We start from the raw sequence: 24,673 nt of genomic DNA, 5'->3' as shown, positions 1-24,673 counted from the left end.
ACGTCCGCCGACCCGGTGCTCAGCGGGTCGGCGGTCTCGGTTCGGGGTTCGACTCCAGCACGATCCCCTGAACGACTCCCGGCGGTGTTTCCGGCGCGGGCTCCGACGACGTCTCGGGCCAGGACCGCGGTGCCGGGCCGAACGCGCGCCGGGTGGCCCGGACGGCGAGGGTGGCGACGGTGGCGTTGGCGCCGCCACCGATCACCGCGCCGATGCCGAACGGGACCACTCGGCCGAGCACGATGATCCCCTGCTTCGTGCCGTACTTGGTGATGAAATTCTTGCCCAGGACACCGTTGGTCTGCTTCAGGGTCGTCGCGGGCACCTGGCTGACGAGCTGGCGGGCCCGGTGCCGGCCGGTGCGCTCAGCGACCTCGCCGATGGTCTTGGAGCCGGACTCGCCGAGCAGGATCCCCATGACGAGCGTCCGGCGCCGTTCGATCTCGTCGAGCTGGACCCCGTGGACCTCGGCGACCGAGAGCACGAACAGGGTGCTCAGTTCGAGCGAGGAGAAGAACTCGCCCGCCGACAGCGCCAGCGCGATCCCGGTGCCGACGGCGGGTGCGGCCGCGGTGGCCCCGACCGCGGCCCCCGTGCTCGCCAGGGCGCTGACGTACATGCGCTCCAGGGTGCGGACGACTTCCTCGGGTGTCGCGTCCGGGCTGCACCCGCACGGGATCTCCGACAGGGACTACCAGGAGGTCTTCACCGGCACCGCGCCGGTGATCTGTGCCTACCACGGGTACCCGTGGCTGATCCACCGGCTGACCTACCGCAGGCCCGGCCACGACCGGATGCACGTGCACGGTTTCCACGAGAACGGCACCGCGACGACGCCGTTCGACATGTGCGTGCTCGACGAGGTCGACCGCTGCACCCTCGCGCTCGCGGCGCTGGAGCGGGTGCCGAGGGTGGCGGGTCGGATCGGGCACCTGCGGCAGCACTTGCGGGACAGGCACACCGCGCACCACAACCACATCCGCCGCACCGGTGAGGATCTGCCGGAGGTTCGTGACCGGACCTGGAGCGGGTGATGCGGACCCCCGTCGTCAACCCCGGCCGGGTGTCGAGGTCGTCGGTCCTCGTGGTGCGGGCGCGGGAGGACGTCGAGACCGCCGGGTCGGCGGTGTGACCGGGAGGAGGAGACCGTGCGCGAACCCAGCGTGGCGTCGGTGATGACCAGTCCGGTCGTCACCGTGGAGCTGCACACGCCCGTCAGGGAGGTGACGGCGCTGCTGGTGGAGCACGGCATCAGCGCCGTCCCGGTCCTGGACGGCGGTGCGGTCGCCGGTGTCGTGTCGGAGGCCGACCTGCTCGCCAACCGCGAGTACCGGGGAGGCAGCGTCCCCGCCCCGACGACCGGCGGCGGGCTGGCGCGGTGGCGCAAGGCCTTCGGCGCCACCGCGAGCCACGTCATGACCACACCCGCGATCGTCATCGCCCCCGACGCGCCGGTGAGCGAGGCCATCGCCCTGCTGGCCCAGTCGACCGTGCGGCGGCTGTTCGTCGTCGACCACGACGGCGTGCTGGTCGGTGTGCTCGCGCGCCGCGACCTGCTCCGGGACTACCTGCGCGAGGACGACGACATCCGGGCCGACGTGCGCCGGGTGCTGCGCGAGGACGTCGGCGTCGACCCCGACCTGGTCGTCGTGTCGGTCCGGGAGGGGAGGGTGCGGCTCTCCGGGTGGCTGGAGCGGCGCGGTCAGGTGGACCGCGCCCTCGCGTCGGTCCGCCTCCTGCCCGGTGTGGTGGACGTGCACGGCGAACTGGGCTGCGACGAGCGGTAGGCCCGTCAGACCCTCTCGTCGAGCCTCGACGTCACCGTGACGGCCTGGACACCGGGGACGCTGCGGGCCAGCACGCTCGCGACGTGCCGGTCCTCGGCGTCGTCGAACTCGTCCACGACCGTCACGACCCCGTCGGCGACGGACACCGCCCAGCGGCCGTGCCCGCCGTACTTGGCCAGCACGTGCCGGACGTCGGCGACGATCGCGCGGTCGTCGCGGGCCAGCGTGCGCAGCAGGTCCCGGCGGCTCACGACACCGACCAGCTTCCCGCGGTCGACGACGGGGGTGCAGCGGATGTGGCCGTCCAGCATCACCGTCGCCACCTCGGCGATGTCGGCGCTGCGGCGGACCGCCGTCGCCGGGCTGGTCATGACCTCGCCGACCGCGTCGGGCGGCGGCTCGACCACCGGGGCCCTGTCCTCCCGCCACACCAGGGTGCGGGCGTCCGGGATGACGCGGTCGCGCACCAGGTCGGCCTCGGTGACGATGCCGACCAGCCGGTCGTCGGCGTCGACCACGGGCAGCGCGGTGAAGCCGTGCGAGGTCATCAGACCGATGGCGGCCTTGACGGGGGTGTCGGGCCGGACCGTGACCACGGGACTGGACATGACGTCTTCTGCTCGCATCGTTCAGCTCCTCACACCGCGGAGTGCGGTTCCTGGTCCAGCTTCGTGCGCGGGAACGGCCGGGCCGAGAGTCGAAGGTCCTGCCGCCGTGCCCCGAGGTCCCGCCCCCCAGCAGTACCGTCCACAGAGGACATGATCGGTCAGGGTCCCGTGTCGACGCCGCACGACGACAGGACCAGCTCCCGCACCGGCAGGCGCGGTGTCGGCGGCACGGGGGACCCGAAGCCGATCCGCAGCACCGTCTGCGGGAACAGGGAGCCGCCCAGCACGCGGCGCAGGCTGTCGCGCGCCCGCCGGACCTCCACCACCTGCGACAGGAACGAGGCGGACAGGCCGAGCGTGGTCGCCACCAGCAGCACGCGCTGGAGGGCCTGGCCCGCCTGGAGTTCGGCGAGGGGCCCGTCGTAGAACGAGCAGAGCACGACGACGAGCGGATCGGGCTCGTAGTCCTTGCCCGACGACCGGGCCGCCGACGCGCCGGGGGCGAAGTCCCGCAACGCCCACTCGTCCTGCGGCGCGGGAGTCGGCCCGGCCGAGGTCGACGGCACCCCGTGCCCCCGGTCGGCCCGGTCTCCCGTCCACTCCCGCAGTTCCGCCTGCACACCCGGATCGGCGAGCTGGTCGCGGTGCGCGAGCTGCACGAGGTCCCGCAGCCGCACCTTCTCCTCGCGGGTGGTCACGGCGTGCAGCCACGACCGCTCCTGCTCCGCCGCCCGCACCAGGAGCTGCCGGTGCCGCGCGGGCACCGGGTCGTCGAAGAACGGGTGCCGGTTGGTCCTGCGGTGCGCCACGGCCCTGAGCAGCGAACAGGACTCCTCGGTGGCGGTGAACCGCCCGCCGCGCCGGACGACCGCGAGCGCGCCGCCCGCGCCCTGGCCGGGCAGCAGCGTGACCAGCGGTCGGATGCCGAGGCCCTGGAGGGCGAGCCGCGTGTTCAGCAGCGCGGCACCGCAGGACAGCCGCAGTTCACGGCTCTCGGGGTCGGTCGCGAGCAGCTGCTCGCCGGGGTCGAAGTGCAGCTCGACCCGGTCCGGGTGCAGCGCGAACCGCCACGGCTGGCTGTTGTGGAGGGAGGGGGCCAACGACGCCGCTTCGAGCACGCCGCTGACGTCGTCCTCGGCCAGACCCAACGTCGGCACCACCGCGCCCATCGCTTCTCACCTCGTCGAACCGGGAAGTTGACCTGACCCCTCCCACTGTCGTTCGTCCGGGCTTCCCGGCACACCGTCGAAAGTCCTCGGACGGCAGGGACGTACACCGCGTCCTCGCGGGCCAGGGGGCCGTGTTCAGGCCTCGGTGGTGCCCTGACCCGGTTTCCGGAGCTGGCTGGCGAGGATCGCGGCCTGGGTCCGGCGCTGCATCCCCAGCTTGGCGAGCAGGTGCGACACGTAGTTCTTGATGGTCTTCTCCGCCAGGAACATGCGGTCGGCGATCTGCCGGTTGGTCAGGCCCTCGCCGATGAGGTCGAGCACCGTGCGCTCCTGCTCGGTCAACGTCCGCAGCGGGTCGCCGTTGTCGCGCTCGCGGCGGATCCGGTTCAGCAGCGCCGACGTCGTCTTCGCGTCGAGCAGCGACTGGCCCCCGCCGACCGTGCGCACGGCGTGCACGAGGTCGCCGCCGAGGATCTGCTTGAGCACGAAACCCGACGCCCCGGCCATGATCGCGTCGAAGAGCGCCTCGTCGTCGGCGAACGAGGTCAGCATCAGCACCTTCAGGTCGGGCAGTTCGGACCGCAGGTCGCGGCACAGCTCGATGCCGTTGCCGTCCGGGAGCCGGATGTCGAGCACCGCGACGTCCGCGCCGCTGGCCGGAACCCTGGCGAGCGCCTCGGACACCGACGACGCCTCGCCGATGACGTCGAGGTCCCCCTCCTCCCCGAGCAGCTCCGCCACACCCCTGCGGACGATCTCGTGGTCGTCCACCAGGAAGATCCTCGTGGGCACCCCCACCACCTCCAAGAGCGAAGCCGGGCCCCACCGTCACGCGATCGGCCCGGCGCACGGTACTCCGTTGGTGGTGACGGTGCCTCCGTCGACCACGGGGGAACAGAGTCCAAGGACTCTGCCGCGCACGGCGGTGAGCCACCCGCTCTCAGCGGGATTCCCGTGCGGGGTCCGGCACCGCGGTCCCGTCGGCGCGCACCGACGCGAGCGGCACCACGGTGACCGGGCAGCGGGCGTGGCGCAGGCAGTGCGCCGCCACCGAGCCGATCACCGTCAGGCCCGACCTCCGGTAGCCGTGGCCGCCCAGCACCAGCCCCTCGGCGCCCTCGGACAGCTCCGCCAGCACCTTCGCGGGCTCGCCGGTCGGGACGAGCTGGTCGATCACGACCCCCTCCGCGTCCTGACCCAGCTCCTCGACCGCCGTCCGGAGGGCGAGCGCGTGCTGCTCGCGGGACGGGTCGGCCCCGAGGGGCTCGGTGACCGGCAGCGGCGTGCTGGACGGCGGTTTGACGTCGATCCCGCGCACCGACACCGCCAGCACCGGACTCCCGGAGTTCCTGGCCTGCCGGACCGCCCACCTCAGGGCCGCCGTGCTCGCGGGCGAGCCGTCGATGCCGACGATGATCCGCTGCGCCGTGCTCATGGTGATCAGCTCCTCGTCCGTGGTCCTTCGATCGTGGTGCCCACGGGGAGCACGGACGAGGGACGAACGACCCGGACCGGCCGGGCCCATCGCCGTCACCGGGCCCATCGCCGTCACCGGGGGCGAGGGCCGGGTGTCCGAGCGCTGGTGAGCACGCCCGCCAGACCAGGTGGTGCTCTGGTGGGAACCGGGTCCGGCGCCGAGGGCGGGCGTCTCGGCAGCCGCGGTGCTCACCCGCACCGATCTCACCGACGCCGACTTCGACTTCTCCGACACCGACACCGACACCGACTTCACCGACACCGATCTCACCGGGGTGATCGCGGACGGGACAACCCGTCGGAAGTGGTGGTGATGATCCACCCGTTCCGGTGAACTCGGAATTGGCACCGCATTCCCGCACCGGTACCCGGACGCACTTCGCGGAACGTTCGATCAATGCGTCGCCGGTGGGGCGAGCGCCGATCAGGCCCTGGTGTAGGTCAGGCAGTTGGCCACGTGGTCGCCCTCGCCCTGGCCGATGCGGACGCTCTGCGCGGTGCACTCCAGGGACGCGTTGTGGACGCAGTCGGTGCGCGAGCACGCGCCCACCTTCGCGACGACCTTGTCCAGGCCTCCCTTGGTGCTCAGCGGGATGAAGGTGCCGCAGTCGGCCGCGCCGTTCTCGCCGCGCACGGTGATGGCGAAGGCGTGGCAGCCGTCGTGGTTGTAGGAGCAGCCGCTCACGGTGCACTCGTGGACGGCGGGCATAGCCGGATTCTCAAGCGTGGTCATGTCAGCTCCGCATTGCGTGGTGGGAATCAATTCGGACCAGCCGAACGATGCCACCGCCACCCGGAGTCCGCAATGTGACAGCAATTTAGGGGAGCCTATCCTTTGGCATTCCGAATATCGTCGTCCGCCCACCCATCGGGTGATTTCTCGACATTCCCCTCCGGGAAGCGAGCGTGAACGCGGTCCCCGCGTCGAGGGTGCTCGAAGCGGCAGGTCCTCGGCGGAGATGCCCGTGCGCCCGCGCCCACGAGCGGTACCGGGCCGCCGGAGCCGTCGGGGCCGCGCTCCGCGCGCGCCTGCTCGACGCTGAGCCCCGAGGAGGTCGCGGACCACCGGCCCGAGCACGGGGTCCCCCGACGGCGCCCGCGGTCCACGGTGGAGGGAGGGGGCGTCCGCCGTGGGCTGATCCGCTCACAGCAGATCGGTCCGCGGGCGGCGCCCCCGGCGGGGCATCGTCGGGGCATGACGAACGAGAAGCAGCCGCTCTTCGACCACCGACTCCGAGAACGGTTCCTCAGCCAGCGCGTGCTCATCCTCGACGGCGTGCTGGACGACGACAACGGGACCGTGCTCGCCACCCAGATGCTGTCGCTCGCGAGCGACGACCCCGGCAAGGACATCGCGCTGTGGATCCACTCGCCGGGCGGCTCGGTCCCGTCGATGCTGGCCATCCGCGACGTGATGCGGCTCGTGCCGTGCGACGTGTCCACGCTCGCGCTGGGACTGGCGTGCAGCGCCGGGCAGTTCCTGCTGTCCTCGGGCACGCGCGGCAAGCGCTTCGCCCTCCCGCACGCCAGGATCCTGATGCACCAGGGCTCGGCGGGGATCGGCGGGTCGGCGGTCGAGGTGGAGGTGCAGGCCGACGACCTGCGGCACATGCGCGACACGGTGCTCGGCATCATCGCGGAGGACACCGGCCAGGAGGTCGAGCGGATCTTCACCGACTCGCTGCACGACCGCTGGTTCACCGCGGGGCAGGCGCGCGAGTACGGCTTCATCGACCACATCGTGTCCAGCCTCGACCAGGTCGTGCCCGTGCGCACCCACGCGCTGGGGCTCAGCTCGACGGGGGTCCGCGCATGAGCACCTACACCATCCCCAACGTCATCACGCGCAACGCGGGCGGCGAGCGGATCATGGACGTCTACTCGCACCTGCTGTCGGAGCGGATCGTCTACCTGGGCACCGCGATCGACTCCGGCGTGGCGAACGCGCTGATCGCGCAGCTGCTGCACCTGGAGGCCGACAGCCCGGAGCGGGAGATCAGCCTCTACATCAACTCCGAGGGCGGCGACCCGTCCGCGATGCTCGCGCTGTACGACACCATGCGCTTCATCAAGGCCCCGGTGGCGACCACGTGCGTCGGCCAGGCCGTCGCCGCCAGCGCCGTGCTGCTGGCCGCGGGCGCGCCGGGGCACCGGTTCGTGCTGCCCCACACCAGGGTGGTGCTGCACCAGCCCGCGGCGCAGGGCCGCGGCACCATCCCGGACCTCATCCTCCAGGCCGACGAGGTCGTGCGGGTGCGCACGCAGCTGGAGGAGATCCTGTCCGCGCACACCGGCCGCGCCGTCGCGGACCTGCGGCACGACACCGACCGCGACCGCGTGTTCGACGCGAAGGAGGCCGTCGACTACGGGCTCGCGGACCTGGTCCTCGACCAGCGGCCCTGAACCCGTGCGACCGGACGGCCGGGGGGTGCGGTCCGGTCGCGGGGGGTCAGGCGGCCAGCAGCACGGGGCCTGCCGGGCGGCGTCCTGGGGTGCGGACGGCGCCGGGGCGGCGGCGGACGGCGCCCGCGACGTCGGTGAGCAGGTCGGCCAGGTCGACGCCGAGCGCGCCGGTGACCGCGGCGATCATCTCGCTGGACGGCTCCTTGCGCCCGCGTTCGATCTCCGAGAGGTACTGCGGGGAGATGCCTGCCCGGTCCGCGACGTCGACGAGGCGGCCCCCCTGCTCCTCCCTCGCCGTGCGCAGGGTCCGGCCCAGCGCCTCGCGCCACAGCGGTTCCGGCTCGCGGTCCGGTGCGGTGGCGTGCCTGTGCTGGAAGGGGAGGATGTCCGCCATGCGCTGATCCTGGCACCGGCGGGGTGTCCGGGGGCAAGCGGTTCCGCTCCCGGCGGAACACCCGCCGGTGCGCCCAGGGCTCGACCACGCCGGGCTGAACATCGAGTTCACATGACGAACGTTCTTAGTGTTCGGTGAACGTCACCGGAATCCGGTCCGCTCCACTCGTCGGCGAGAACTCCCTGCTCCTGCCACTTTTCTCCGCGTTCGTCCCGTGACTGCGTAGACAGCGAACAATCAAATCCGTATGGTGAACTCACTGTTCACAGTCCGCACCTTACGGAGGTTCGCCGATGCTGTCAGCCGAAGGAGCGCAGCCGGTCTCGCCGGCGTTGCTGAAGGTCCTGAACGGCGCCGTGGACCTGCACTGCCACTCGGGTCCCAGTCCGTTCCCGCGACGGCTGGACCACGTCGAGGCGTCCTACGACGGGGCGCGCATCGGCATGCGCGCGATCCTGGTCAAGTCGCACCACCACAACACGGTCATGGACCTGCTCGCCATGGGTCCCTGGCTCGCGGACGCCCCCACGCCGGTCTACGGCGGCGTGGCGCTCAACAGCGAGGTCGGCGGCATGAACCCGTCGGCCGTGGCGATGAGCCTGCGGATGGGCGGGCGCTGCGTCTGGGCCCCGACCACGTGCTCCAAGCAGCACATCGACCACCACAGCCACGGCGGCGACTTCCCGGCCGCGGCCGTCGACCTGGCCGAGACCGAGGTGTCGATCTTCGACGAGGCCGGCGAGGTCTCGGCGGGCACGCGCGGGGTCGTCGACATCGTCGCCGAGACCGGCGCGCTGCTCACCGGCGGCCACCTGGGCGGCGAGCCCGCCAAGGCGCTGTTCGAGGTGGCCGCGGGCAAGGGCGTCCGACGGCTGCTCCTGCAACACCCCGACTTCATCGTGGGCGCGTCGAACTCCGACATCGAGGAACTGGTGGGCCTCGGCGCCTACGTCGAGCACGAGATCGCCATGTACCACCCGGAGGTGACGGCGATCGGGTGGCCGATCCAGCAGCTGCTGGACTGGATCGACCGCGTCGGTCCCGAGAGGACGGTCATCTCGTCCGACCTCGGCCAGGAGGGCAACCCGCTGCCCGTCGACGGCTACCTCTACCTCGTCGCCGCGCTGCTCGACCACGGCGTGCCCGAGAAGGACGTCCGCAGGATGATCGCCGACAACCCCGCGTTCCTGCTGGGGCTGGAGGAGAGCCCGTCGTGAGGGCCGCCGAACGGGTGATCATCAGCGCGGCGATCACGGGCTCGGTCCACGTGCCGTCGCAGAGCGACCACCTCCCGATCACCCCGGAGGAGGTCGTCGCGGAGTCGCTCGCCGCCGCGGAGGCCGGGGCCGCCGTCATCCACCTCCACGCCAGGCACGCGGCCGACGGCAGGCCCGCGTTCGAACCCGAGGTCTTCGAGGAGATCATCCCGCCGATCGCGGCGGGGTGCGACGCGGTCGTCAACATCACGACCGGCGGCGCGTCGTCCATGACGATCGAGGAGCGGCTCGCCGCGGCGGTCCGGTTCAGCCCCGAACTCGCCTCGCTCAACATGGGGTCGATGAACTTCGTCTACTCCGGCATCGCCGACCGGGTGACGACCTGGAAGCACGCGTGGGAGAAGCCCTACGTCGAGAACACCTACCGCACGCCGTTCGTCAACTCCTTCGAGCAGATCGAGCACGCCCTGCGGGAGCTGGGGGAGCGGGGCGGCACCAGGTTCGAGTACGAGTGCTACGACATCGGCCACCTGTACACCCTCGCGCACTTCGCCGACCGGGGGCTCGCGAAGCCGCCGTTCCTCGTGCAGGGGGTCTTCGGGATCCTCGGCGGCATCGGGGCCGACCACGCCAACCTCACGCACATGGTCGCCATCGCCGACAAGCTCTTCGGCGCCGACTACCACTTCTCCGCCTTCGCCGCCGGGCGGCAGCAGATGGAGTTCTGCACCCACAGCGCGTGGCTGGGCGGCCACGTGCGCGTCGGGCTGGAGGACAACCTGTACATCGGCAAGGGCGAGAAGGCCACCGGCAACAGCCAGCAGGTGCGCAAGGTCCGGGACGTCCTCACCGGACTGGGCAGGGAGATCGCGACGCCCGCCGACGTCCGCCGGATGCTGGGCCTCAAGGGCGCGCAGCACACCACCACGCAACGGTCACGAGAGGTGCCGACATGACGATGTACGCCAAGGACGACATCAGGTCCCAGCTGGCGAGCGCCCCGTCCGAGCGGGCGGCGGTCGACCCGTCCACCCCGATCGCCGCCGCCCAGTACCTGGAGTTCACCGGTCGACCGCCCACGTCGATCAGCCCGGCGGGCAGCCGGACGTGGATCACGCGGGGCCAGAACGTGGTGTTCGCCTACACGGAGGCGGTCGCGGGCGACTGCTTCACCCGCGACGACCAGCCCGACGAGTACGCCGTCCTGGTCCACTCCGACAGCGCCCCGATCCGGGTCGTCGCGGGCGGTGAGCGGGCGAAGGTCGACGAGGAGGCGTTCGTCGTGGTGCCGCCGGGGGACAGCGTCGTCGAGGCGCTGACCGCGGGCCCCGTCATCCGGGTGTTCTCCTCGGTCGCCGAGGACCTGCGCGGGGCGGCGCTCAACGCCGACGCCTACGCCGAGCCGGACCCCCGCTGCGCCCCGCTCGTGCCGTGGCCCGACCCGGTGGGCGGCTTCCGGCTGCGCGTCCACCCGCTCGCGGAGACGCCGATCGCGCCGGGCCGGTTCGGCCGGATCTTCCGGACGACGAACCTGATGGTGAACTTCCTCGCCGAGGAGCCCACGCCGCGCGACCCGCTCAAGCTCTCCCCGCACCACCACGACGACTTCGAACAGCTGTCGCTGGCGCTCAAGGGCGAGTTCATCCACCACGTGCAGTACCCCTGGGGCCCGGACTCGACGCGGTGGCGCCCCGAGGAGCACGGCAGGGTCGGATCGCCGTCGATCACCGTCATCCCGCCGCCGAGCGTCCACACGACCCAGGGCGTGGGGTCGCACCAGCAGCTGGTCGACATCTTCTCCCCGCCGCGCGAGGACTTCTCCGCCCGACCCGGCTGGGTGCTCAACGCGACCGACTACCCCGCCCGATGACCGCGCCGCGCCGCAGCCTGTTCCGCGCCGCCCTGGCCAGGTCCGACGGGCCCGCGCTCGGCACGTGGGTGAAGCTCCCGGTGGTGGAGAGCGTCGAGCTGATCGCGCTGGCGGGCTTCGACTTCGTGGTCGTCGACCTCGAACACTCGCCGATCGACCTCGAAACGGCCTACCGGCTGATCGGCACCGCGACCCACCTCGGGGTGGCGCCGGTCGTGCGGGTCCCCGCGCTGGACGGCGGTGTCGTGCAGCGCCTGCTCGACGCGGGCGCCGAGGGGATCATGCTGCCGCACGTGGACACGGTCGCCGAGGCCGAGGCGGCCGTGCGGGCCGTCCGCTTCCCGCCGTGGGGCACCAGGGGCGTCGGCGCGACGAGCCGGGCGGGCGCGTGGGGCGCGCTGGACCGCGCCGAGTACCTCCGCTTCGGCCAGGAGGAGGTGGTGCTCATCGCGCAGGTCGAGAGCGCCCTCGCGGCCAGGTCGGCGGGAGGGATCGCGTCGGTCGAGGGGGTCGACGCGCTGCTCGTGGGCGCCGCGGACCTGAGCACGTCGGAGGCGACCACCGAGGACGACCCGAGGGTCGTGGAGCTGATCGCCGCGGCCATCGCGGGCTGCACGGCGGCGGGCAAGCCGATCGGCAACGCGGGCGGCGCGACCGAGCGGTCCGTGCGGGCCGCCGTCGCGGCGGGCTACGCGTTCACGATGCTCAGCAACGACGCCAGCCTGCTCGGGGCGGCGGCGGCCGCCGCCGTCCGGGCGGGACGGTCGGCGGGCGCGCGTCCGACCGCCGACCAGCTCTGACCAGCGCTGACCGGCACACCGTGCCAGGGTCGGCACCGAGACCACACCGAACAACCAGGAGGCGGACACCTTGTCCGACAACGCACAGGCCCAGAGGCCACCAGGAACCGGGCTGCTCGCGGGCAAGGTCGTCCTCGTCGTCGGCGGGAGCACCGGCATCGGGGCCGACGCCGCGCGGGTGTTCGCCGAGGAGGGCGCGTCGGTCATGATCGCGGCGCGCTCGGAGGCCACCCTCGCGGCGCTCGCCGGGGAGCTGACCGCGGCCGGGCACGACGTCGCCCACACCGCCGGTGACGTCAGCGTCGGGGCCGACGTCGCCCGCTTCGTCGACGCGACGCTCAGCCGGTTCGGCAGGCTCGACGGGGCGTTCAACAACGCGGGCGTCAACCAGTACGGCAGGCTCGACGACGTGTCGGAGGAGGACTTCGACCGGGTGATGGCGGTGAACGTCAAGGGCACGTGGCTCTGCCTGCGCGAGGAGATCCGGGCGATGCGCGAGTCCGGTGGCGCGATCGTCAACACGAGCAGCGTCGGCGGGTTCCGCGGCAACACCGGCCTCGGCGCCTACCAGGCGACGAAGCACGCGGTCATCGGCCTCACCCGCACGGCGGCCCACGACAACGGGCCGCTGGGCATCCGCGTCAACGTCATCGCCCCCGGTCCCACCGAGACCCCGATGTTCACGAAGTGGCGGGCGGAGGACCCGGAGGCGGTGGAGCGCAGGCTCGCGGCCGTCCCGCTGCGGAAGGCGGGCTCGACCACCGAGACCGCCAACGCCGCCGCGTGGCTGCTGAGCGACCGGGCGAGCCACGTCAGCGGGGTGGTCCTGCCCGTCGACGGCGGGTACAGCGCCTGAGTTCGGGATGTGGAACGAACTTGTCGCTCGTTGTCACTGGCCACTCACGTACGGCCCACCAAGTGTTCGCGATACGAACCTAGCGATTGCGACCTGAACAACGGCTTGCTTTACTGAGCCGTCAGCTTCGAGCCGGAAGGGGACGAGGATGTCCTCGCGCAAGATCAGATGGTCGAGTTGGCTCCCGCTGGTGCCCGCGCTCGCCCTGCTGACCGGGATCCTGCTGGTACCGCTGGGCGGGACGTTCGTCCGCAGCGTCTCCAGCCCCGACCTCACGCTGGCGAACTACGAGCACCTCTTCACCGACGGCGTGACCATGACGGTGCTCGGGCGCACGGCGCTGACCGCCGCGGTGGTGACGCTCGCCGCCCTGCTGCTCGGCTACCCCTACGCGTACCTGATGACGAGGGTGAGCCCCCGTGCGCGCGGCATCCTGCTGGTGGTCGTCCTCATCCCGTTCTGGACGTCCGTGATGGCGCGCAACTTCGCCTGGATCATCATCCTCCAGGACGGCGGTCCGGTGCAGAGCGCGTTCGAGCTGATCGGGGTCGACGACGTCGTCCTCTACGGGACGAACGCGGGCGTCACGATCGCGATGACCCAGGTGATGCTCCCGTTCATGGTGCTGCCGCTGTTCAGCACCCTCGGCTCCATCGACCGGAAGCTCCTGCTCGCCGCGAGGGGCCTCGGCTCGTCCCCGACGGCGGCGTTCTGGAAGGTCTTCTGGCCGCTGTCGCGCGGCGGGGTGATGGCGGGCGTGATGCTCGTGTTCACGCTGAGCCTCGGGTTCTACGTGACGCCCGCGCTGCTCGGGTCGCCCCAGCAGTCGCTCGTCGCCCAGCTGCTCGCCCAGCGGACCACCCTCCTGCTCGACTTCGCCGCCGCGGGAGCACTCGGCATGGTCGTGCTGGTGATCACGCTCGGGCTCGTCGTGTGGGCGAACCGGGTGGGCGGCACCGTGTCCGCGATCGGTGTGGTCGCGACCAGTCAACCGAAGGACCGTTGATGAGCACCCCCGTGCGCACCCGTCGGCGACCCGACACGATCGACCCGATCCCGTGGTGGCTCAAGGTCGTCGGCGGCCTCGTCATCGCCTTCTTCATCCTGCCGACGCTGTTCGTCATCCCGATGAGCTTCAGCTCAGCCACGACCTTCCAGTTCCCACCGCCGGGCTTCTCGCTGCGGCTCTACGAGAACTTCTTCACGAACCCGATCTGGCTCGACTCCCTCGGGAACTCGTTCCTGGTCGCCTCGCTCACGGCGCTGCTGGCCACGACGGTGGGGACCGCGGCGGCCGTGGCGCTGTCCGGGTTGGACGGACGGCTCGCCAGGCTCGTCCGCACGGTGCTGATGGTGCCGATCGTCTCGCCCGCGATCGTCGTCGCGGTCGCGGTGTACATCTCCTTCCTCGGGTGGCGGCTCACCGGCACGGTGACCGGGTACGTGCTCGCCCACACCGCGATAGCCGTCCCGTACGTGCTGGTCTCCGTCACGGGTGCCCTCGGCGGCTTCGACCAGCGGCTGCTCAAGGCCGCGGCGTCGCTCGGAGCCAGCCCGCTGAAGTCGTTCGTCCAGGTGACGATGCCGCTGATCAGCAGGGGCATCCTCACCGGCGGGATCTTCGCTTTCATCGTCTCGTTCGACGAGGTGGTCATCGCGCTGTTCCTGAGGTCCCCGCTGTTCCAGACCATGCCCGTGCAGATGTACAACAGCGTCACCGTCGAGATCGATCCGACGATCTCGGCGGCATCGAGCCTGATGGTCGTCGCCGTGACCATCATCTTCATCCTGCCCCAGCTGCTGCGCGGCCGGGCGGGCAGTCGACGGGAGCCGCGACCATGACACGCCAGACCACTGCGGAGCTCACCGCAACGCCGCGGGAGACCGGGCGCGGCACCGAGATCCGCCTGGAGTCCGTCACCAAGGACTACGGGCTCACCACGCCCGCGGTCGACGACATCTCGCTGACGATCGAGCCCGGCGAGTTCATGACGCTGCTCGGGCCGAGCGGGTCGGGCAAGACGACCACGCTCAACCTGATCGCCGGGTTCGAGACCCTCACCGCGGGCACGATCTCGCTCGACGGGGCCGACGTGAGCGACGTCCCGCCGCACCGCCGCAACCTCGGGATGCTGTTCCAGAACTACGCGCTGTTCCCGCACATGACGATCGCGCAGAACGTGGCGTACCCGTTGCGGCAGCGCAAGGTCGGCAAGCAGGAGATCGCCAGGAAGGTCGCCGAGGTGCTGGAGCTCGTGCAGCTGACCGGGCGCGACGACACCCACCCCTCGAAGCTGTCCGGTGGGCAGCAGCAGAGGGTCGCGCTGGCCCGCGCGATCGTCTTCGAGCCCAAGGCGCTCCTGCTGGACGAACCGCTGGGCGCGCTCGACCGCAACCTGCGCGCGGCCCTCCAGACGGAGATCCGGCGGATCCACCGCGAGGTCGGGTCCACGTTCGTCTTCGTGACGCACGACCAGGAGGAGGCGATGAACCTCGCCGACCGGATCGCGCTGTTCAACAGCGGGCGCATCGAACAGGTCGGCACGCCTCAGCAGCTCTACGCCGAGCCCGAGACCCTCTTCACGGCGAGGTTCCTCGGCGACTCGAACGTGTTCGAGCTCGGGCGGACCGCCCTCGGGAGCGTCGTGTGGGAGGGGGAGTCCTGGGCCGTCGACCCGGCCACGGTCTCCGCGCACCCCGGCGTGCCCTCGGGTTGCGCGATCGTCGTGCGGCCCGAGGACGTCGAGGTGGCGGGCGGTCGCGACGCCGTGCCCGCGGGCGCCAACGCCGTGCGGGCGACCGTGCGCGACGTCGAGTACATGGGCGCCTACCGCACGCTGCTGCTCACCATCGGCGAGCGCGGCCTGTTCGGCCGCGCCCGCATCAGCGCGCTGCGCGGCGACTACGCCATCGGCGACGACGTCGTGATGTGGTGGCGGCCCCGGTCGCAGCGGATCGTCGCGGCCTGACCCCCGAACGCCCGCCAGGAGGCGCGCTGCCCGACCGGCAGCGCGCCTCTTCGGCGTGCCCTCGCACGGCGCCGCGCGCCGCGTCACCGCATCGTGGGAGCCGGGTCGCGCGTCGCGCCACGAACGGCGGAGATTCGGGCCTCAACGCTGTACCTACCAGGCAATATTAGGTATCGTGTTCGCATTACGGAGTTGGCAGATCGCATCGTGAACAAATTCGATCCACTGCCCGACAGACTCCCGACGAGAGGTGTGGACAATGGCGTCTCGATCAAGAACGGCCCTCGCGGGCACCGCCCTCGCCGCCGCGGCGGCGCTGCTCGCCGGTTGCGGCGGCGCGGACGACGGGAGCGCGAGCGGCACCGGCGGCCCGGAGAAGCTCACCTTCGTGTCCTACGGCGGGTCCGGGCAGGACGCGCAGATCAAGGCCTTCCAGGAGCCCTACACCGCCGCGCACCCCAACGTGACCTTCGCCAACTCCTCGCCCGCCGACGTGGCGCAGGTCAAGGCCCAGGTGCAGGCGGGCGTCGTGCAGTGGGACGTCATGTCCGTGGCCCCCGCCGCGGCCAAGCAGAACTGCGGCACCCTCTTCGAGAAGCTGAACCTGCCCAAGCTCGACCCGAAGGAGTTCTCGCCGCAGGCGATCGGGGAGTGCTACGTGGGCAACTGGTCCAACGCCACGATCTTCGGCTACAACGCGGCCAAGTACCCGGAGGGGCCCAAGACCCTCAAGGACTTCTTCGACACGGGCAAGTTCCCCGGCAAGCGCGGTGTCATCACCAACCTCCAGAACGGCATCCTGGAGTTCCCGCTGCTCGCCGACGGCGTGGCGCCGGACAAGATCTACCCGCTCGACGTCGACCGCGCGCTGAAGAAGTGGGACACCATCCGCGGGGACACGCTGTTCGCCGCCAACGTGGGCGCGCTCCAGCAGGCGGCCAGCGCCGACCAGGTCGACATGTTCCTGCTCCCCGACTCGCGGATGATCGCGCTGCTCAACGACAAGAAGAACGTCAAGATGGTCTGGGACACGACCGTGGTGACCCTCAACGCGCTCGCCGTGCCGCTCGGCTCGAAGCACAAGGCGGCGGCGGAGGACTTCCTCCAGTCGCTGGTGCAGCCCGAACCCGCGGCGAGGATCGCCGAAGCCCTCGCGGTCGTGCCGGTCAACCTCAACGCGAAGCCGAACCTCTCCGAGAACGGCAAGCTCCTGGAGGTCGGCGGCCCGGTGAACACGGGGAAGACCGTGGTCCAGGACATCGACTGGTACTCGCAGAACTTCGACGCGGTCACCACCAGGCTCGGCAACTGGCTGGTGGGCTGAGGTGTGACGGCGACCCCCGCATCTCGCGACGATTCTGTTCTCGATGTGAACTACAGTTCTGCCATGACGAACGTTGACTCGGGCGATGCGTCCGGCTCCGACATCCAGGCGGTCCAGCGGGTCGGCCAGATCTGCTCGCTCTTCGGCCCGCACACGACCGAGCTGACGGCCGCCGACGTGGCCGAGCGCCTCGGGCTGAACCGGACGACGGCCTACCGGTACTGCACCTCGCTCGTCACGGCGGGCATCCTCGAACGCGGGCACCGGCGCGGCACGTTCGTCCTGGGCGGCATGATGCTCCAGCTCGGGATGCACGCCCTCCAGCGGCGCGTCATCAAGATCGCCCCGTCGTTCCTGGCGGAGCTGAGCGCGGCCGTCCGCACGACCACCGTGCTCGCCGTCTGGGGCGCGCACGGCCCGGTCGTGGCGCTCGTCAACGAGGACCTCAGCCGCACCGTCGTCGTCACCGTCCACGCGGGCACGCAGCTCGACGTGAGTTCGGCGCAGATGAGGGTGTTCCTGTCCTGCCAGGACGAGCAGGCGTTCGACCGGGCCACCGAGGGCATCTCCGACGCCAAGCGGGCTGAGGTGGAGGCCGCGGTCTTCATGGCCCGCCGCAACGGGTACAGCATCGTGAGCCACTCCGACGGCCTGTTCGCCGCGGCGGCACCGGTGTTCGACGAGTACGGCATCTGCGCCACCATCGCGCTGCTCGGTGCCGACCAGATGGCCGACCTCTCGTCCGGGTCGCCCACCCTCGCCAAGCTGGTGACCACCGCCGCCGCGCTCAGCGACGAACTCGGCGGAGGCCAAGGGAGGACACGCGTTGCCGACCTATGACGAGCTGGCGAACGCCGAGCCCGCCGGGTCGAGCTGGGACGTCTTCGGGCGTGACGACCAGCTCGGCACGGTGAACTTCCTGACCCCCGAACGGGTCGCCGCCGCCGCCCGCCTGGTGCGCACCGGCCGCCGGTTCAACCTCGACCACCCGGTCAACGCGTTCGAGCCCTACCCGACCGGGACCAGGCCCCGCACCGAGCACCACGTCTTCGCCAACAACGAGTACCACCGCGACGACTGGCTCGACTCGTTCTACCTCCAGTCCACCTCGCAGCTCGACTCGCTGCGCCACATCGGCCACCCGGAGCACGGCTTCTACGGTGGCCTCCCCGCCGCCGAGAACGACGCGACCTCGACGCGGCTGGGCATCCACCACTGGGCGGAGTCCGGCATCGCGGGCCGCGGCGTCCTGCTCGACGTCCCCCGCTTCTTCGCCGCCGAGGGCCTGCCCTACGACTGCGAGCGGACGATCGCGATCGACGACGTGGTGATCGACGCGATGGCCCGGTCGCAGGGCGTCGAGTGGCGGGGCGGCGACATCCTGCTGCTGCGCACCGGGTGGGCCGGGAACTACACCGCGAAGTCCCCCGAGGAGCGCGTGGAGTTCAACCGGCGCAACAGGTCGCCGGGGCTGGCGCAGCGCGAGTCGGTCCTGCGCTGGCTCTGGGACCACGAGATCGCGCTCGTCGCGGGCGACAACCCGGCGGTCGAGGCGGATCCCGTGCTGGAGTCGGACTTCCGGTCCGACCGCGACCGGCCGCCGGAGCGGGGCGTCGACCACAGCGGGATGCTGCACCGCCCGCTCATCGCGCTGCTCGGCATGGCGGTGGGCGAACTCTGGAAGCTCGACGACCTCGCGGCCGACTGCGCCGCCGACGGCGTGTTCGAGTTCTTCCTGACGTGCAAGCCGCTGAACCTCGTCGGCGGGGTGGGTTCACCGCCGAACGCACTCGCGTTCAAGTAGGGCAGGAGAACGATGAACGACGTCATGACCGGGACGCTCCGGCTCCCGACCCGCGTCCACTTCGGCTACGGGACGCGCGAGCAGCTGAGCGAGGTGCTCGGCCTGAGCGGTCGCCGGGTGCTCGCGGTCGTCGACCCGTTCCTGATCGGGTCGACCCTCTTCGAGGAGGTGCTCACCCGGCTCCGGGGCGACGGGTTCGACGTCGCCGTGCACAGCGACGTCCAGCCGGAGCTGCCCACCGCGTCGCTGGAGGCCGCGGCGGCGTTCGCGCGGGAGCACCGGCCCGACGTCGTCCTCGCCGTCGGCGGCGGCAGCGCCCTGGACGCCGCGAAGCTGGTCGCGCTGCTGGCCGTGCACGGCGGCCCGTTGAGCCGCTACTACGGGGAGAACCTGGTGCCGGGGCCGTCCCTGCCCCTGGTCGCCGTCCCGACGACCGCGGGGACGGGGTCGGAGGTCACCCCGGTGGCCGTGGTGTCCGACCCCGAGCGGGAGATGAAGGTGGGGATCTCCAGCCCGCACCTGATCCCCACCACCGCGATCGTCGACCCCGAGTTCACCCTGGGCGCCCCGAGGAGCGTGACGGCGTTCGCGGGCATCGACGCCCTCGTGCACGCCGTCGAGTCGTTCACCGCCGTGCGGTTCGCGCCGTCGTGGGACGGCACGCTCCCCGTCTTCACCGGCCGCAACGCGTTCTCCGACGTCCTGGCGCTGCGCGCGGTGGAACTGCTCGGGACGTCCCTGCCGGTGGTGGTCGACGAGCCGGGCGACCGCGGCGCCCGCGAGGAGGTCGCCTTCGGCAGCCTCCTGGCGGGGGTGTCGTTCGGGGCCACCGGAACGCACCTCTCGCACGCCCTCCAGTACCCGGTCGGCGCCGCCACCAAGACGCCGCACGGGCTCGGGACCGGCCTGCTGCTGCCGTACGTGCTGCGGGCGTGCCTCGCCGACGCCGGGGCCGCCGAGCGGATCGCCGCGGTCGGCGGGGCGCTCGGGTCCACCGCCTCCACCGCGGACGGCCGGGCTCGGGACGCCATCTCCTCGATCGTCGCGCTCAACCGCGCGATCGGCGTGCCCGCCTCGCTCCGGGACATCGGCGTCACCCGGCAGCAGCTGCCGCAGCTCGCCGAGCTGGCGTCGCGGTCGGCGCGGCTGATCGCCATCGCCCCGATCCCGGCACCTCCCGAGCAGCTGCTCGACATCCTCGACCACGCCTACGCCGGCAGCCTCACGGAACGGAGCGACCCATGACCTACCTCGCCGACCTCTTCATCGACGGCGCGTGGCGGCCCGGCGGCGGTGGTGAGCGCTTCGACGTGGTCGACCCGTCCGACCTGACCGTGATCACGAGCTTCGCCGCCGCCACCGAGGCCGACTGCATGGCCGCGGTCGACGCCGCCGCCGCCGCGCAGGAGGGCTGGGCCGCCACCGCGCCGCGCGAGCGGGGCGAACTGCTCCGCGCCGCCTACGAGGTGCTCACCGCCGAGGTCGAGCAGTTCGCCGAGATCATCGTGCGCGAGAACGGGAAGTCCTGGGCCGACGCCATCGGGGAGGCGGGCTACGCCAAGGAGTTCTTCCGCTGGTTCGCCGAGGAGGCCGTGCGGATCCCCGGTGAGTACCGCCTCTCACCGGCGGGGGACAAGCGCATCATCGTCGACCGGCAGCCCATCGGCGTCGCGCTGCTGATCACCCCGTGGAACTTCCCGGCCGCGATGGCGACGCGCAAGCTCGCCCCCGCGCTGGCCGCCGGGTGCACGACGATCCTCAAGCCCGCGCGGGAAACCCCGCTGACGGCGGCGTACGTGGTCGAGGTGCTGCGGCGCGTCGGCGTCCCGAACGGCGTCGTGAACCTGGTGACGCCGGTGCCGACCGGGCCGCTCGTGGCCAAGATGATCAACCGGCCGGAGGTGCGCAAGCTCTCGTTCACCGGGTCGACCGAGGTCGGGCGGGACCTGCTGCACGCGTGCGCCGACAGCGTGGTGAGCGCCTCCATGGAACTCGGCGGGAACGCGCCGCTGATCGTGCTCCCCGGCGCCGACATGGACGTCACGATCGAGGGGGCGCTGACGGCGAAGATGCGCAACGGCGGCGCGGCGTGCACCGCGGCCAACCGCGTCTACGTCCACAGCTCGCGGCACGACGAGTTCGTCGAGCGGATGACCGCCGAACTGGCGGCGCTGTCGGTCGGTCCCGGCCTCGACCGCTCGCGGCAGGTCGGCGCGCTCGTCTCGACCTCCGAGCGCGACAAGGTCGCGGCGATCGTCGACACCGCCGTCGCGGAGGGCGCGACGCTCGTGCACGGCGGCACCTCGTCGGAGAAGGGCGCGTTCTACGACGTCACCCTCCTCACCGGCGTGCGGCACGGGTCGTCGATCAACGCGGTGGAGATCTTCGGGCCCGTCGTGGCGGTCGTGCCGTACGACGACGTCGACGAGGTGGTGCGGATGGCGAACGACACCATCTACGGCCTGATGGCCTACGTGTTCGGCGAGGAGGCGGAGGCCGTCGCCGTCGCCCGGCGGCTGGAGGCGGGCATGGTCGCGGTGAACCGCGGGGTCGTGAGCGACCCGGCCGCGCCGTTCGGCGGGGTGAAGCAGAGCGGGCTCGGCCGGGAGGGGAGTTCGGACGGCATCCTGGAGTTCCTGGAGGAGAAGTACATCGCGCTGAGCGCGTGACCCGGAGGTCCGGCGGCCGCGCGGCCGCCGGACCCCCGTGCGCGGCAGTTCGTGACGAACGTGTTCGTGATACGTTCGGCGCGTGACCCCCCACGGCCGTGCCAAGGCTCCCGTCAGCAGGCGGGACCGCCCGGCGAAACCCGCGCTGAGCAGGCAGGGGATCATCGACGCCGCGTTGGTGATCATGCGGGACGAGGGCCTGGGCAAGGTGACGATGCGGCGCATCGCCGCCGCGCTCGACACCGGGGCGGCCTCGCTGTACGTCTACGTCCGCAACACCGAGGACCTGCACACGCAGATCCTCGACTCGCTGCTGGCGCCCGTCACGGAGGACCTCCCCGCCGACGGGCCGTGGCGGGACCGGTTGAAGGCCCTGCTGACCGCGTACGGCCGCGTGCTGACGTCGCACCCCGAGATCGCCAGGATGGCCCTGTCCACCCAGCCCAGCGGACCGAACTACCTGGCGCTCGCGAACGCCGTCCTCGGCCTGCTCGTCGAGGGCGGGGTGTCGGACCGGGTCGCCGCGTGGGGCGTCGACCTGCTGATGCTGCACCCGACCGCGGTCGCGGTGGAGCAGAGCGGCCGGACGTCGTCCCCGCGCCGGGGCGACGACATGGCCCAACTGGCGACGCGCATCGCGGACGCGGACGCCACCCGCTTCCCCCACGTCGCCCGCATCGGCGCCGACCTCCTGTCCGGCGACGGCGAGTCCAGGACCGACTGGGCGTTCGACGTCCTCATCGACGGCCTCCTCGGCTCCCGCCAGCCCCCGCGCCAGGTCGTCCCCTCCGGCGAACACCCGCCAGCCGTGTCCTGAGCGGACCTGGCCCGGCCGCGCCGATCGGCCACTGTGGACAGTGCGCGGAGCGCCTCAGCCCGCCGCGGCCAGGAGTTCGGCGAGCAGACCTGTCCTCGTGGCGGTCTCCCGCTCGTCACGGGCCGGGTGCCAGGGGCAGGCGATGTCCACCGCGACCACGCGGCCGGTCGCCAGCACGCGGCGCACGGCGTCGAGCACGGCTCGTCGGGTGGGGCCGCCCGGAACCGGGAAGAGCATGCCGGGCAGTTCGTCGGCGGTGATCACGTCCAGGTCGACGTGCAGCACGAGCGGCCCGTCGGGGAGCAGCGGGGCCCGGAGCTCCTCGACGCCGCAGTGCCGGACCTCGCCCGCCGCGAGGTAGTCGGCCTCGGCGGGGTCGAGGTCGCGCGCGTCCACCAGCACCGCCCTGTGCTCGGGCAGCGGCCTGAGCCCCAGCGGCGCGGCCAGCTGGTCCTCGTGGGCGCCCAGCACCAGCCGCAGCGCCATGCCGCCGAGGTAGCCCGAGGTCGAGGTGAGCCGGGTGTGCACGTCGCCGTGCGCGTCGAACCAGACCACCGACGGGTCCAGGCCCGCGCGCTGCGCGCCGGTGATCGTCGCGCTCGCGGTCAGGCAGTCCCCGGACACCACCACCGGCGTGCCTGCCCCTGGCGCGTCGAGCCGGGTTGCCACCCGGTCCGCGACGACGTCGAACAGGGCCACCAGGCGGGTCCAGACGTCACCCTCGGGGAAGTCGACCTCGACGACGTCCGTCGGGCCGGGCAGGGGGAGCACGTCCTTCGGCAGCCGCTCGTCCTGGTGGTAGGGCACGACGATGGTCATGGGCCCAGGATAGGGGCGCGAGGGCCGGTGGGCGGTCGGCGTGAGGGGTGCTGATGATCAGGTTGGACCGTCTGGTGAACGTGCTCGGCGGCTACGGGGTGCGGTTGGCGTGCTGCCCGGTGCCCCGCTCGACCGAGCTGCGCACGGTGGTGCTGCGCGAGTCCACCGACGCCCGCGCGGTCGACGGCGACGTGTTCCTGGCCGTGGGCGCGGGCTCGGTGGCCACCGCCGTGGAGTGGGCGGTGGCGGCACGGGCGGGCGCGGTCCTGGTGCACGGCGAGGGCGGTGACCCGACGGCCGAGGAGGCCGAGGGGGTCGCCGCGGGCGAGGCGGCGGGCGTCGCGGTGCTGCTGGTCCAGCCCGCCGTGTCGTGGAGCCAGCTGGCCGGGGTGGTCTACGGGCTGGTGCTGGAGGGCAGGGAGACCGAGGCCGGTCGCGGTCCGACCGACCTCTTCGCCCTGGCCGACAGCCTGGCGGACGCGGTCGGCGGCGCGGTGACCATCGAGGACCGGTCCTCGCGAGTGCTGGCGTACTCCGACTCGCAGCAGGGCGCCGACCGGGCCCGGCTGGAGACGATCCTGGGACGGCGGGCGCCGGACCGGCTGCGGGAGCTGTTCGAGGCCCGAGGCGTGTTCGCGCACCTGGCCGCCGCCGACGAGCCGCTGTTCGTCGCGGGCGACGACGAGCACGGGCTGACCGGGCGCACGGTGGTGGCGGTGCGGGCGGGCAGGGAGCCGCTGGGGTCGGTGTGGGTGACGTGCGGCGGCCCGCTGACCGGCGTGCGGTCCGCGGCGCTGGCCGACGGAGCGCGCACGGTGGCGCTGCACCTGCTGCGCTCGCGGGCCAGCGCCGACCTGGAGCGCCAGGTCGAGTCGGACCTGGCGATGCGGCTGCTGGAGGGGACGGCGGACGCCGCGACCGTGGTCAGCAGGCTCGGCCTGCCGCAGAGCGACCTGCGGGTCGTCGCGGTCCGGGCGCGCACCGGCGCCGAGCGGCACGCCGCGCTGCTGCTGGCCTTCGAACGCGCCACGACCGGGTTCGGCTGGTCGCGGCCGGGCCGCAGCACGCTGTCGGGCAACACCCTCTACACGATCCTGCCCGGTGACCGGGTGGACGCGGCGCGCGAGTGGGTGTCCCAGCTGCACGCCGCCCTGCCCGCGCAGGTCGTGGTGACGGCGGGCATCGGCGGCGCGGCCACGGCCACCGACCTGCCCGCCAGCAGGCAGGAGGCCGACGAGTGCCTGGCGCTGCACGAGGCGAGACCGCCGGACGCGGCACCGCCGGCCTACGACGAGTCGTGGGACGACATCCTGCTCCAGCGGTTGCGGGCGGCGGCCAGGACGGGCCGGACCCCGGCGCGCGGACCGGTCGCCGAGCTGCGCCGCCACGACGGCGAGCACGCCACCCAGTACGTCGCGACGCTGCGAGCGTGGCTGGAGTCCCAGGGCGACCCGGTCGAGGCCGGTGCACGCCTCGGCGTGCACCAGAACACCGTCCGCTACCGGCTGCGGAAGATGGCCGAGGTGACCGCGCTCGACCTCGACGATGCCCGGAAGCGGCTCGCGATGATCATCGACCTGGCGGCGGCCGGGGATCGCTGACCCGGTGGGGTTGTTGAATCCCGGTGAGGCCGCGGGTTGCGGAAGTTGGTCGAGGTGGCCGCGCTCGACCTCGACGATGCCCGGAAGCGG

Annotated in this window: 28 protein-coding genes; 20 read left to right on the top strand and 8 right to left on the bottom strand. The window is 72.3% G+C overall.

What is annotated here, in order from left to right; all coding sequences use genetic code 11:
• Nucleotides 1-19: 19 nt before the first annotated feature.
• A complete protein-coding gene (locus tag AC156L_RS33885) occupies nucleotides 20-619 on the bottom strand; it encodes a hypothetical protein (protein WP_330879320.1) in 600 nt (199 codons plus the stop codon).
• Nucleotides 620-629: 10 nt separating this feature from the next.
• On the opposite strand from AC156L_RS33885, the gene AC156L_RS33880 reads away from it, so the two are divergent.
• Complete coding sequence (locus AC156L_RS33880; RefSeq protein WP_330879319.1) at nucleotides 630-1,034, top strand: phosphoketolase family protein; 405 nt, start codon at nucleotides 630-632, stop codon at nucleotides 1,032-1,034.
• Nucleotides 1,035-1,148: 114 nt separating this feature from the next.
• Nucleotides 1,149-1,787, top strand: a complete 639-nt coding sequence (locus tag AC156L_RS33875) for a CBS domain-containing protein (protein WP_330879318.1) — start codon at nucleotides 1,149-1,151, stop codon at nucleotides 1,785-1,787.
• 5 nt (nucleotides 1,788-1,792) lie between these two features.
• Here the strand turns inward: AC156L_RS33875 and AC156L_RS33870 are convergent, their stop codons facing one another.
• The 4 genes from AC156L_RS33870 to AC156L_RS33855 all read right to left on the bottom strand — a co-directional run bounded on the left by AC156L_RS33870 (nucleotide 1,793) and on the right by AC156L_RS33855 (nucleotide 4,999).
• Nucleotides 1,793-2,413, bottom strand: a complete 621-nt coding sequence (locus tag AC156L_RS33870) for a CBS domain-containing protein (protein ID WP_330879317.1) — start codon at nucleotides 2,411-2,413, stop codon at nucleotides 1,793-1,795.
• A 140-nt stretch (nucleotides 2,414-2,553) separates the two neighbouring features.
• A complete protein-coding gene (locus tag AC156L_RS33865) occupies nucleotides 2,554-3,564 on the bottom strand; it encodes an Acg family FMN-binding oxidoreductase (protein ID WP_330879316.1) in 1,011 nt (336 codons plus the stop codon).
• 135 nt (nucleotides 3,565-3,699) lie between these two features.
• Nucleotides 3,700-4,356 carry a response regulator transcription factor gene (locus AC156L_RS33860; RefSeq protein ID WP_330879315.1) on the bottom strand — a complete coding sequence of 219 codons (657 nt, stop codon included), beginning with the start codon at nucleotides 4,354-4,356 and terminating at the stop codon, nucleotides 3,700-3,702.
• A 148-nt stretch (nucleotides 4,357-4,504) separates the two neighbouring features.
• Nucleotides 4,505-4,999 carry a universal stress protein gene (locus AC156L_RS33855; RefSeq protein ID WP_330879314.1) on the bottom strand — a complete coding sequence of 165 codons (495 nt, stop codon included), beginning with the start codon at nucleotides 4,997-4,999 and terminating at the stop codon, nucleotides 4,505-4,507.
• A gap of 172 nt (nucleotides 5,000-5,171) precedes the next feature.
• On the opposite strand from AC156L_RS33855, the gene AC156L_RS33850 reads away from it, so the two are divergent.
• Complete coding sequence (locus AC156L_RS33850; RefSeq protein ID WP_330879313.1) at nucleotides 5,172-5,354, top strand: hypothetical protein; 183 nt, start codon at nucleotides 5,172-5,174, stop codon at nucleotides 5,352-5,354.
• Nucleotides 5,355-5,464: 110 nt separating this feature from the next.
• Here AC156L_RS33850 and AC156L_RS33845 read toward each other — a convergent pair whose 3' ends face one another.
• Complete coding sequence (locus AC156L_RS33845; protein WP_330879312.1) at nucleotides 5,465-5,773, bottom strand: DUF1540 domain-containing protein; 309 nt, start codon at nucleotides 5,771-5,773, stop codon at nucleotides 5,465-5,467.
• Between the two features lie 462 nt (nucleotides 5,774-6,235).
• On the opposite strand from AC156L_RS33845, the gene AC156L_RS33840 reads away from it, so the two are divergent.
• Together AC156L_RS33840 and AC156L_RS33835 are read left to right on the top strand one after the other, a co-directional pair.
• Complete coding sequence (locus AC156L_RS33840) at nucleotides 6,236-6,856, top strand: ClpP family protease (protein ID WP_330879311.1); 621 nt, start codon at nucleotides 6,236-6,238, stop codon at nucleotides 6,854-6,856.
• On the top strand, nucleotides 6,853-7,443 hold the full coding sequence (locus tag AC156L_RS33835; protein ID WP_330879310.1) for a ClpP family protease: 591 nt from the start codon (nucleotides 6,853-6,855) through the stop codon (nucleotides 7,441-7,443). The genes AC156L_RS33840 and AC156L_RS33835 overlap by 4 nt, the downstream gene beginning before the upstream one ends.
• 46 nt (nucleotides 7,444-7,489) lie before the next feature.
• Here the strand turns inward: AC156L_RS33835 and AC156L_RS33830 are convergent, their stop codons facing one another.
• Nucleotides 7,490-7,837 (bottom strand): helix-turn-helix domain-containing protein, encoded by a 348-nt coding sequence (locus tag AC156L_RS33830; RefSeq protein WP_330879309.1) that lies wholly within the window; start codon nucleotides 7,835-7,837, stop codon nucleotides 7,490-7,492.
• Nucleotides 7,838-8,130: 293 nt separating this feature from the next.
• Between AC156L_RS33830 and AC156L_RS33825 the strand changes: the two genes are divergently transcribed.
• The 14 genes from AC156L_RS33825 (at nucleotide 8,131) to AC156L_RS33760 (ending at nucleotide 22,163) form a co-directional block, all read left to right on the top strand.
• On the top strand, nucleotides 8,131-9,054 hold the full coding sequence (locus AC156L_RS33825) for a DUF6282 family protein (RefSeq protein WP_330879308.1): 924 nt from the start codon (nucleotides 8,131-8,133) through the stop codon (nucleotides 9,052-9,054).
• A complete protein-coding gene (gene kce, locus AC156L_RS33820) occupies nucleotides 9,051-10,010 on the top strand; it encodes a 3,5-dioxohexanoate:acetyl-CoA acetone transferase (protein ID WP_330879307.1) in 960 nt (319 codons plus the stop codon). Before AC156L_RS33825 ends, kce begins: the two co-directional genes overlap by 4 nt.
• Nucleotides 10,007-10,924, top strand: a complete 918-nt coding sequence (locus tag AC156L_RS33815; protein WP_330879306.1) for a cupin domain-containing protein — start codon at nucleotides 10,007-10,009, stop codon at nucleotides 10,922-10,924. The genes kce and AC156L_RS33815 overlap by 4 nt, the downstream gene beginning before the upstream one ends.
• Entirely contained in the window at nucleotides 10,921-11,724 is an 804-nt protein-coding gene (locus AC156L_RS33810; protein ID WP_330879305.1) for an HpcH/HpaI aldolase family protein, read from the top strand. Before AC156L_RS33815 ends, AC156L_RS33810 begins: the two co-directional genes overlap by 4 nt.
• A gap of 70 nt (nucleotides 11,725-11,794) precedes the next feature.
• Complete coding sequence (locus tag AC156L_RS33805) at nucleotides 11,795-12,580, top strand: SDR family NAD(P)-dependent oxidoreductase (RefSeq protein WP_330879304.1); 786 nt, start codon at nucleotides 11,795-11,797, stop codon at nucleotides 12,578-12,580.
• Nucleotides 12,581-12,728: 148 nt separating this feature from the next.
• A complete protein-coding gene (locus tag AC156L_RS33800; RefSeq protein WP_330879303.1) occupies nucleotides 12,729-13,586 on the top strand; it encodes an ABC transporter permease in 858 nt (285 codons plus the stop codon).
• Complete coding sequence (locus AC156L_RS33795) at nucleotides 13,586-14,422, top strand: ABC transporter permease (RefSeq protein ID WP_330879302.1); 837 nt, start codon at nucleotides 13,586-13,588, stop codon at nucleotides 14,420-14,422. Before AC156L_RS33800 ends, AC156L_RS33795 begins: the two co-directional genes overlap by 1 nt.
• Nucleotides 14,419-15,549 (top strand): ABC transporter ATP-binding protein, encoded by a 1,131-nt coding sequence (locus tag AC156L_RS33790; protein WP_330879301.1) that lies wholly within the window; start codon nucleotides 14,419-14,421, stop codon nucleotides 15,547-15,549. The genes AC156L_RS33795 and AC156L_RS33790 overlap by 4 nt, the downstream gene beginning before the upstream one ends.
• Before the next feature lie 259 nt (nucleotides 15,550-15,808).
• Nucleotides 15,809-16,873: an extracellular solute-binding protein gene (locus tag AC156L_RS33785; protein WP_330879300.1), complete on the top strand. Its 1,065-nt coding sequence runs from the start codon at nucleotides 15,809-15,811 to the stop codon at nucleotides 16,871-16,873.
• Nucleotides 16,874-16,936: 63 nt separating this feature from the next.
• Nucleotides 16,937-17,713 carry an IclR family transcriptional regulator gene (locus AC156L_RS33780; RefSeq protein WP_330879299.1) on the top strand — a complete coding sequence of 259 codons (777 nt, stop codon included), beginning with the start codon at nucleotides 16,937-16,939 and terminating at the stop codon, nucleotides 17,711-17,713.
• On the top strand, nucleotides 17,700-18,677 hold the full coding sequence (locus AC156L_RS33775) for a cyclase family protein (RefSeq protein ID WP_330879298.1): 978 nt from the start codon (nucleotides 17,700-17,702) through the stop codon (nucleotides 18,675-18,677). Before AC156L_RS33780 ends, AC156L_RS33775 begins: the two co-directional genes overlap by 14 nt.
• A 12-nt stretch (nucleotides 18,678-18,689) precedes the next feature.
• Complete coding sequence (locus tag AC156L_RS33770) at nucleotides 18,690-19,922, top strand: iron-containing alcohol dehydrogenase (protein WP_330879297.1); 1,233 nt, start codon at nucleotides 18,690-18,692, stop codon at nucleotides 19,920-19,922.
• Nucleotides 19,919-21,346: an NAD-dependent succinate-semialdehyde dehydrogenase gene (locus AC156L_RS33765; protein WP_330879296.1), complete on the top strand. Its 1,428-nt coding sequence runs from the start codon at nucleotides 19,919-19,921 to the stop codon at nucleotides 21,344-21,346. Before AC156L_RS33770 ends, AC156L_RS33765 begins: the two co-directional genes overlap by 4 nt.
• Before the next feature lie 82 nt (nucleotides 21,347-21,428).
• Nucleotides 21,429-22,163, top strand: coding sequence for a TetR/AcrR family transcriptional regulator (locus AC156L_RS33760; RefSeq protein WP_330879295.1), 735 nt, complete (start codon nucleotides 21,429-21,431; stop codon nucleotides 22,161-22,163).
• Between the two features lie 54 nt (nucleotides 22,164-22,217).
• Here AC156L_RS33760 and AC156L_RS33755 read toward each other — a convergent pair whose 3' ends face one another.
• On the bottom strand, nucleotides 22,218-22,982 hold the full coding sequence (locus AC156L_RS33755) for an arginase family protein (RefSeq protein ID WP_330879294.1): 765 nt from the start codon (nucleotides 22,980-22,982) through the stop codon (nucleotides 22,218-22,220).
• Nucleotides 22,983-23,035: 53 nt separating this feature from the next.
• Between AC156L_RS33755 and AC156L_RS33750 the strand changes: the two genes are divergently transcribed.
• Nucleotides 23,036-24,583, top strand: coding sequence for a PucR family transcriptional regulator (locus tag AC156L_RS33750; RefSeq protein ID WP_330879293.1), 1,548 nt, complete (start codon nucleotides 23,036-23,038; stop codon nucleotides 24,581-24,583).
• Nucleotides 24,584-24,673 lie beyond the last annotated feature (90 nt).

The organism is Umezawaea sp. (assembly GCF_057122925.1).
The sequence above is the reverse complement of the archived record's forward strand: the minus strand, read 5'-3'. Positions and strand labels throughout refer to the sequence as shown.

Bases quoted from the DNA above. Each gene is read 5' to 3' on its own strand.
- AC156L_RS33765 (WP_330879296.1), top strand. From the start codon at position 19,919: ATGACCTACCTCGCCGACCTCTTCATCGACGGCGCGTGGCGGCCCGGC.
- AC156L_RS33865 (WP_330879316.1), bottom strand. From the start codon at position 3,564: ATGGGCGCGGTGGTGCCGACGTTGGGTCTGGCCGAGGACGACGTCAGC.
- AC156L_RS33810 (WP_330879305.1), top strand. From the start codon at position 10,921: ATGACCGCGCCGCGCCGCAGCCTGTTCCGCGCCGCCCTGGCCAGGTCC.
- AC156L_RS33750 (WP_330879293.1), top strand. From the start codon at position 23,036: ATGATCAGGTTGGACCGTCTGGTGAACGTGCTCGGCGGCTACGGGGTG.
- AC156L_RS33855 (WP_330879314.1), bottom strand. From the start codon at position 4,999: ATGAGCACGGCGCAGCGGATCATCGTCGGCATCGACGGCTCGCCCGCG.
- AC156L_RS33885 (WP_330879320.1), bottom strand. From the start codon at position 619: ATGTACGTCAGCGCCCTGGCGAGCACGGGGGCCGCGGTCGGGGCCACC.
- AC156L_RS33785 (WP_330879300.1), top strand. From the start codon at position 15,809: ATGGCGTCTCGATCAAGAACGGCCCTCGCGGGCACCGCCCTCGCCGCC.
- AC156L_RS33835 (WP_330879310.1), top strand. From the start codon at position 6,853: ATGAGCACCTACACCATCCCCAACGTCATCACGCGCAACGCGGGCGGC.
- AC156L_RS33755 (WP_330879294.1), bottom strand. From the start codon at position 22,982: ATGACCATCGTCGTGCCCTACCACCAGGACGAGCGGCTGCCGAAGGAC.
- AC156L_RS33800 (WP_330879303.1), top strand. From the start codon at position 12,729: ATGTCCTCGCGCAAGATCAGATGGTCGAGTTGGCTCCCGCTGGTGCCC.
- AC156L_RS33790 (WP_330879301.1), top strand. From the start codon at position 14,419: ATGACACGCCAGACCACTGCGGAGCTCACCGCAACGCCGCGGGAGACC.
- AC156L_RS33815 (WP_330879306.1), top strand. From the start codon at position 10,007: ATGACGATGTACGCCAAGGACGACATCAGGTCCCAGCTGGCGAGCGCC.
- AC156L_RS33795 (WP_330879302.1), top strand. From the start codon at position 13,586: ATGAGCACCCCCGTGCGCACCCGTCGGCGACCCGACACGATCGACCCG.
- AC156L_RS33780 (WP_330879299.1), top strand. From the start codon at position 16,937: ATGACGAACGTTGACTCGGGCGATGCGTCCGGCTCCGACATCCAGGCG.
- AC156L_RS33845 (WP_330879312.1), bottom strand. From the start codon at position 5,773: ATGACCACGCTTGAGAATCCGGCTATGCCCGCCGTCCACGAGTGCACC.
- AC156L_RS33825 (WP_330879308.1), top strand. From the start codon at position 8,131: ATGCTGTCAGCCGAAGGAGCGCAGCCGGTCTCGCCGGCGTTGCTGAAG.
- AC156L_RS33770 (WP_330879297.1), top strand. From the start codon at position 18,690: ATGAACGACGTCATGACCGGGACGCTCCGGCTCCCGACCCGCGTCCAC.
- AC156L_RS33830 (WP_330879309.1), bottom strand. From the start codon at position 7,837: ATGGCGGACATCCTCCCCTTCCAGCACAGGCACGCCACCGCACCGGAC.
- AC156L_RS33870 (WP_330879317.1), bottom strand. From the start codon at position 2,413: ATGCGAGCAGAAGACGTCATGTCCAGTCCCGTGGTCACGGTCCGGCCC.
- AC156L_RS33840 (WP_330879311.1), top strand. From the start codon at position 6,236: ATGACGAACGAGAAGCAGCCGCTCTTCGACCACCGACTCCGAGAACGG.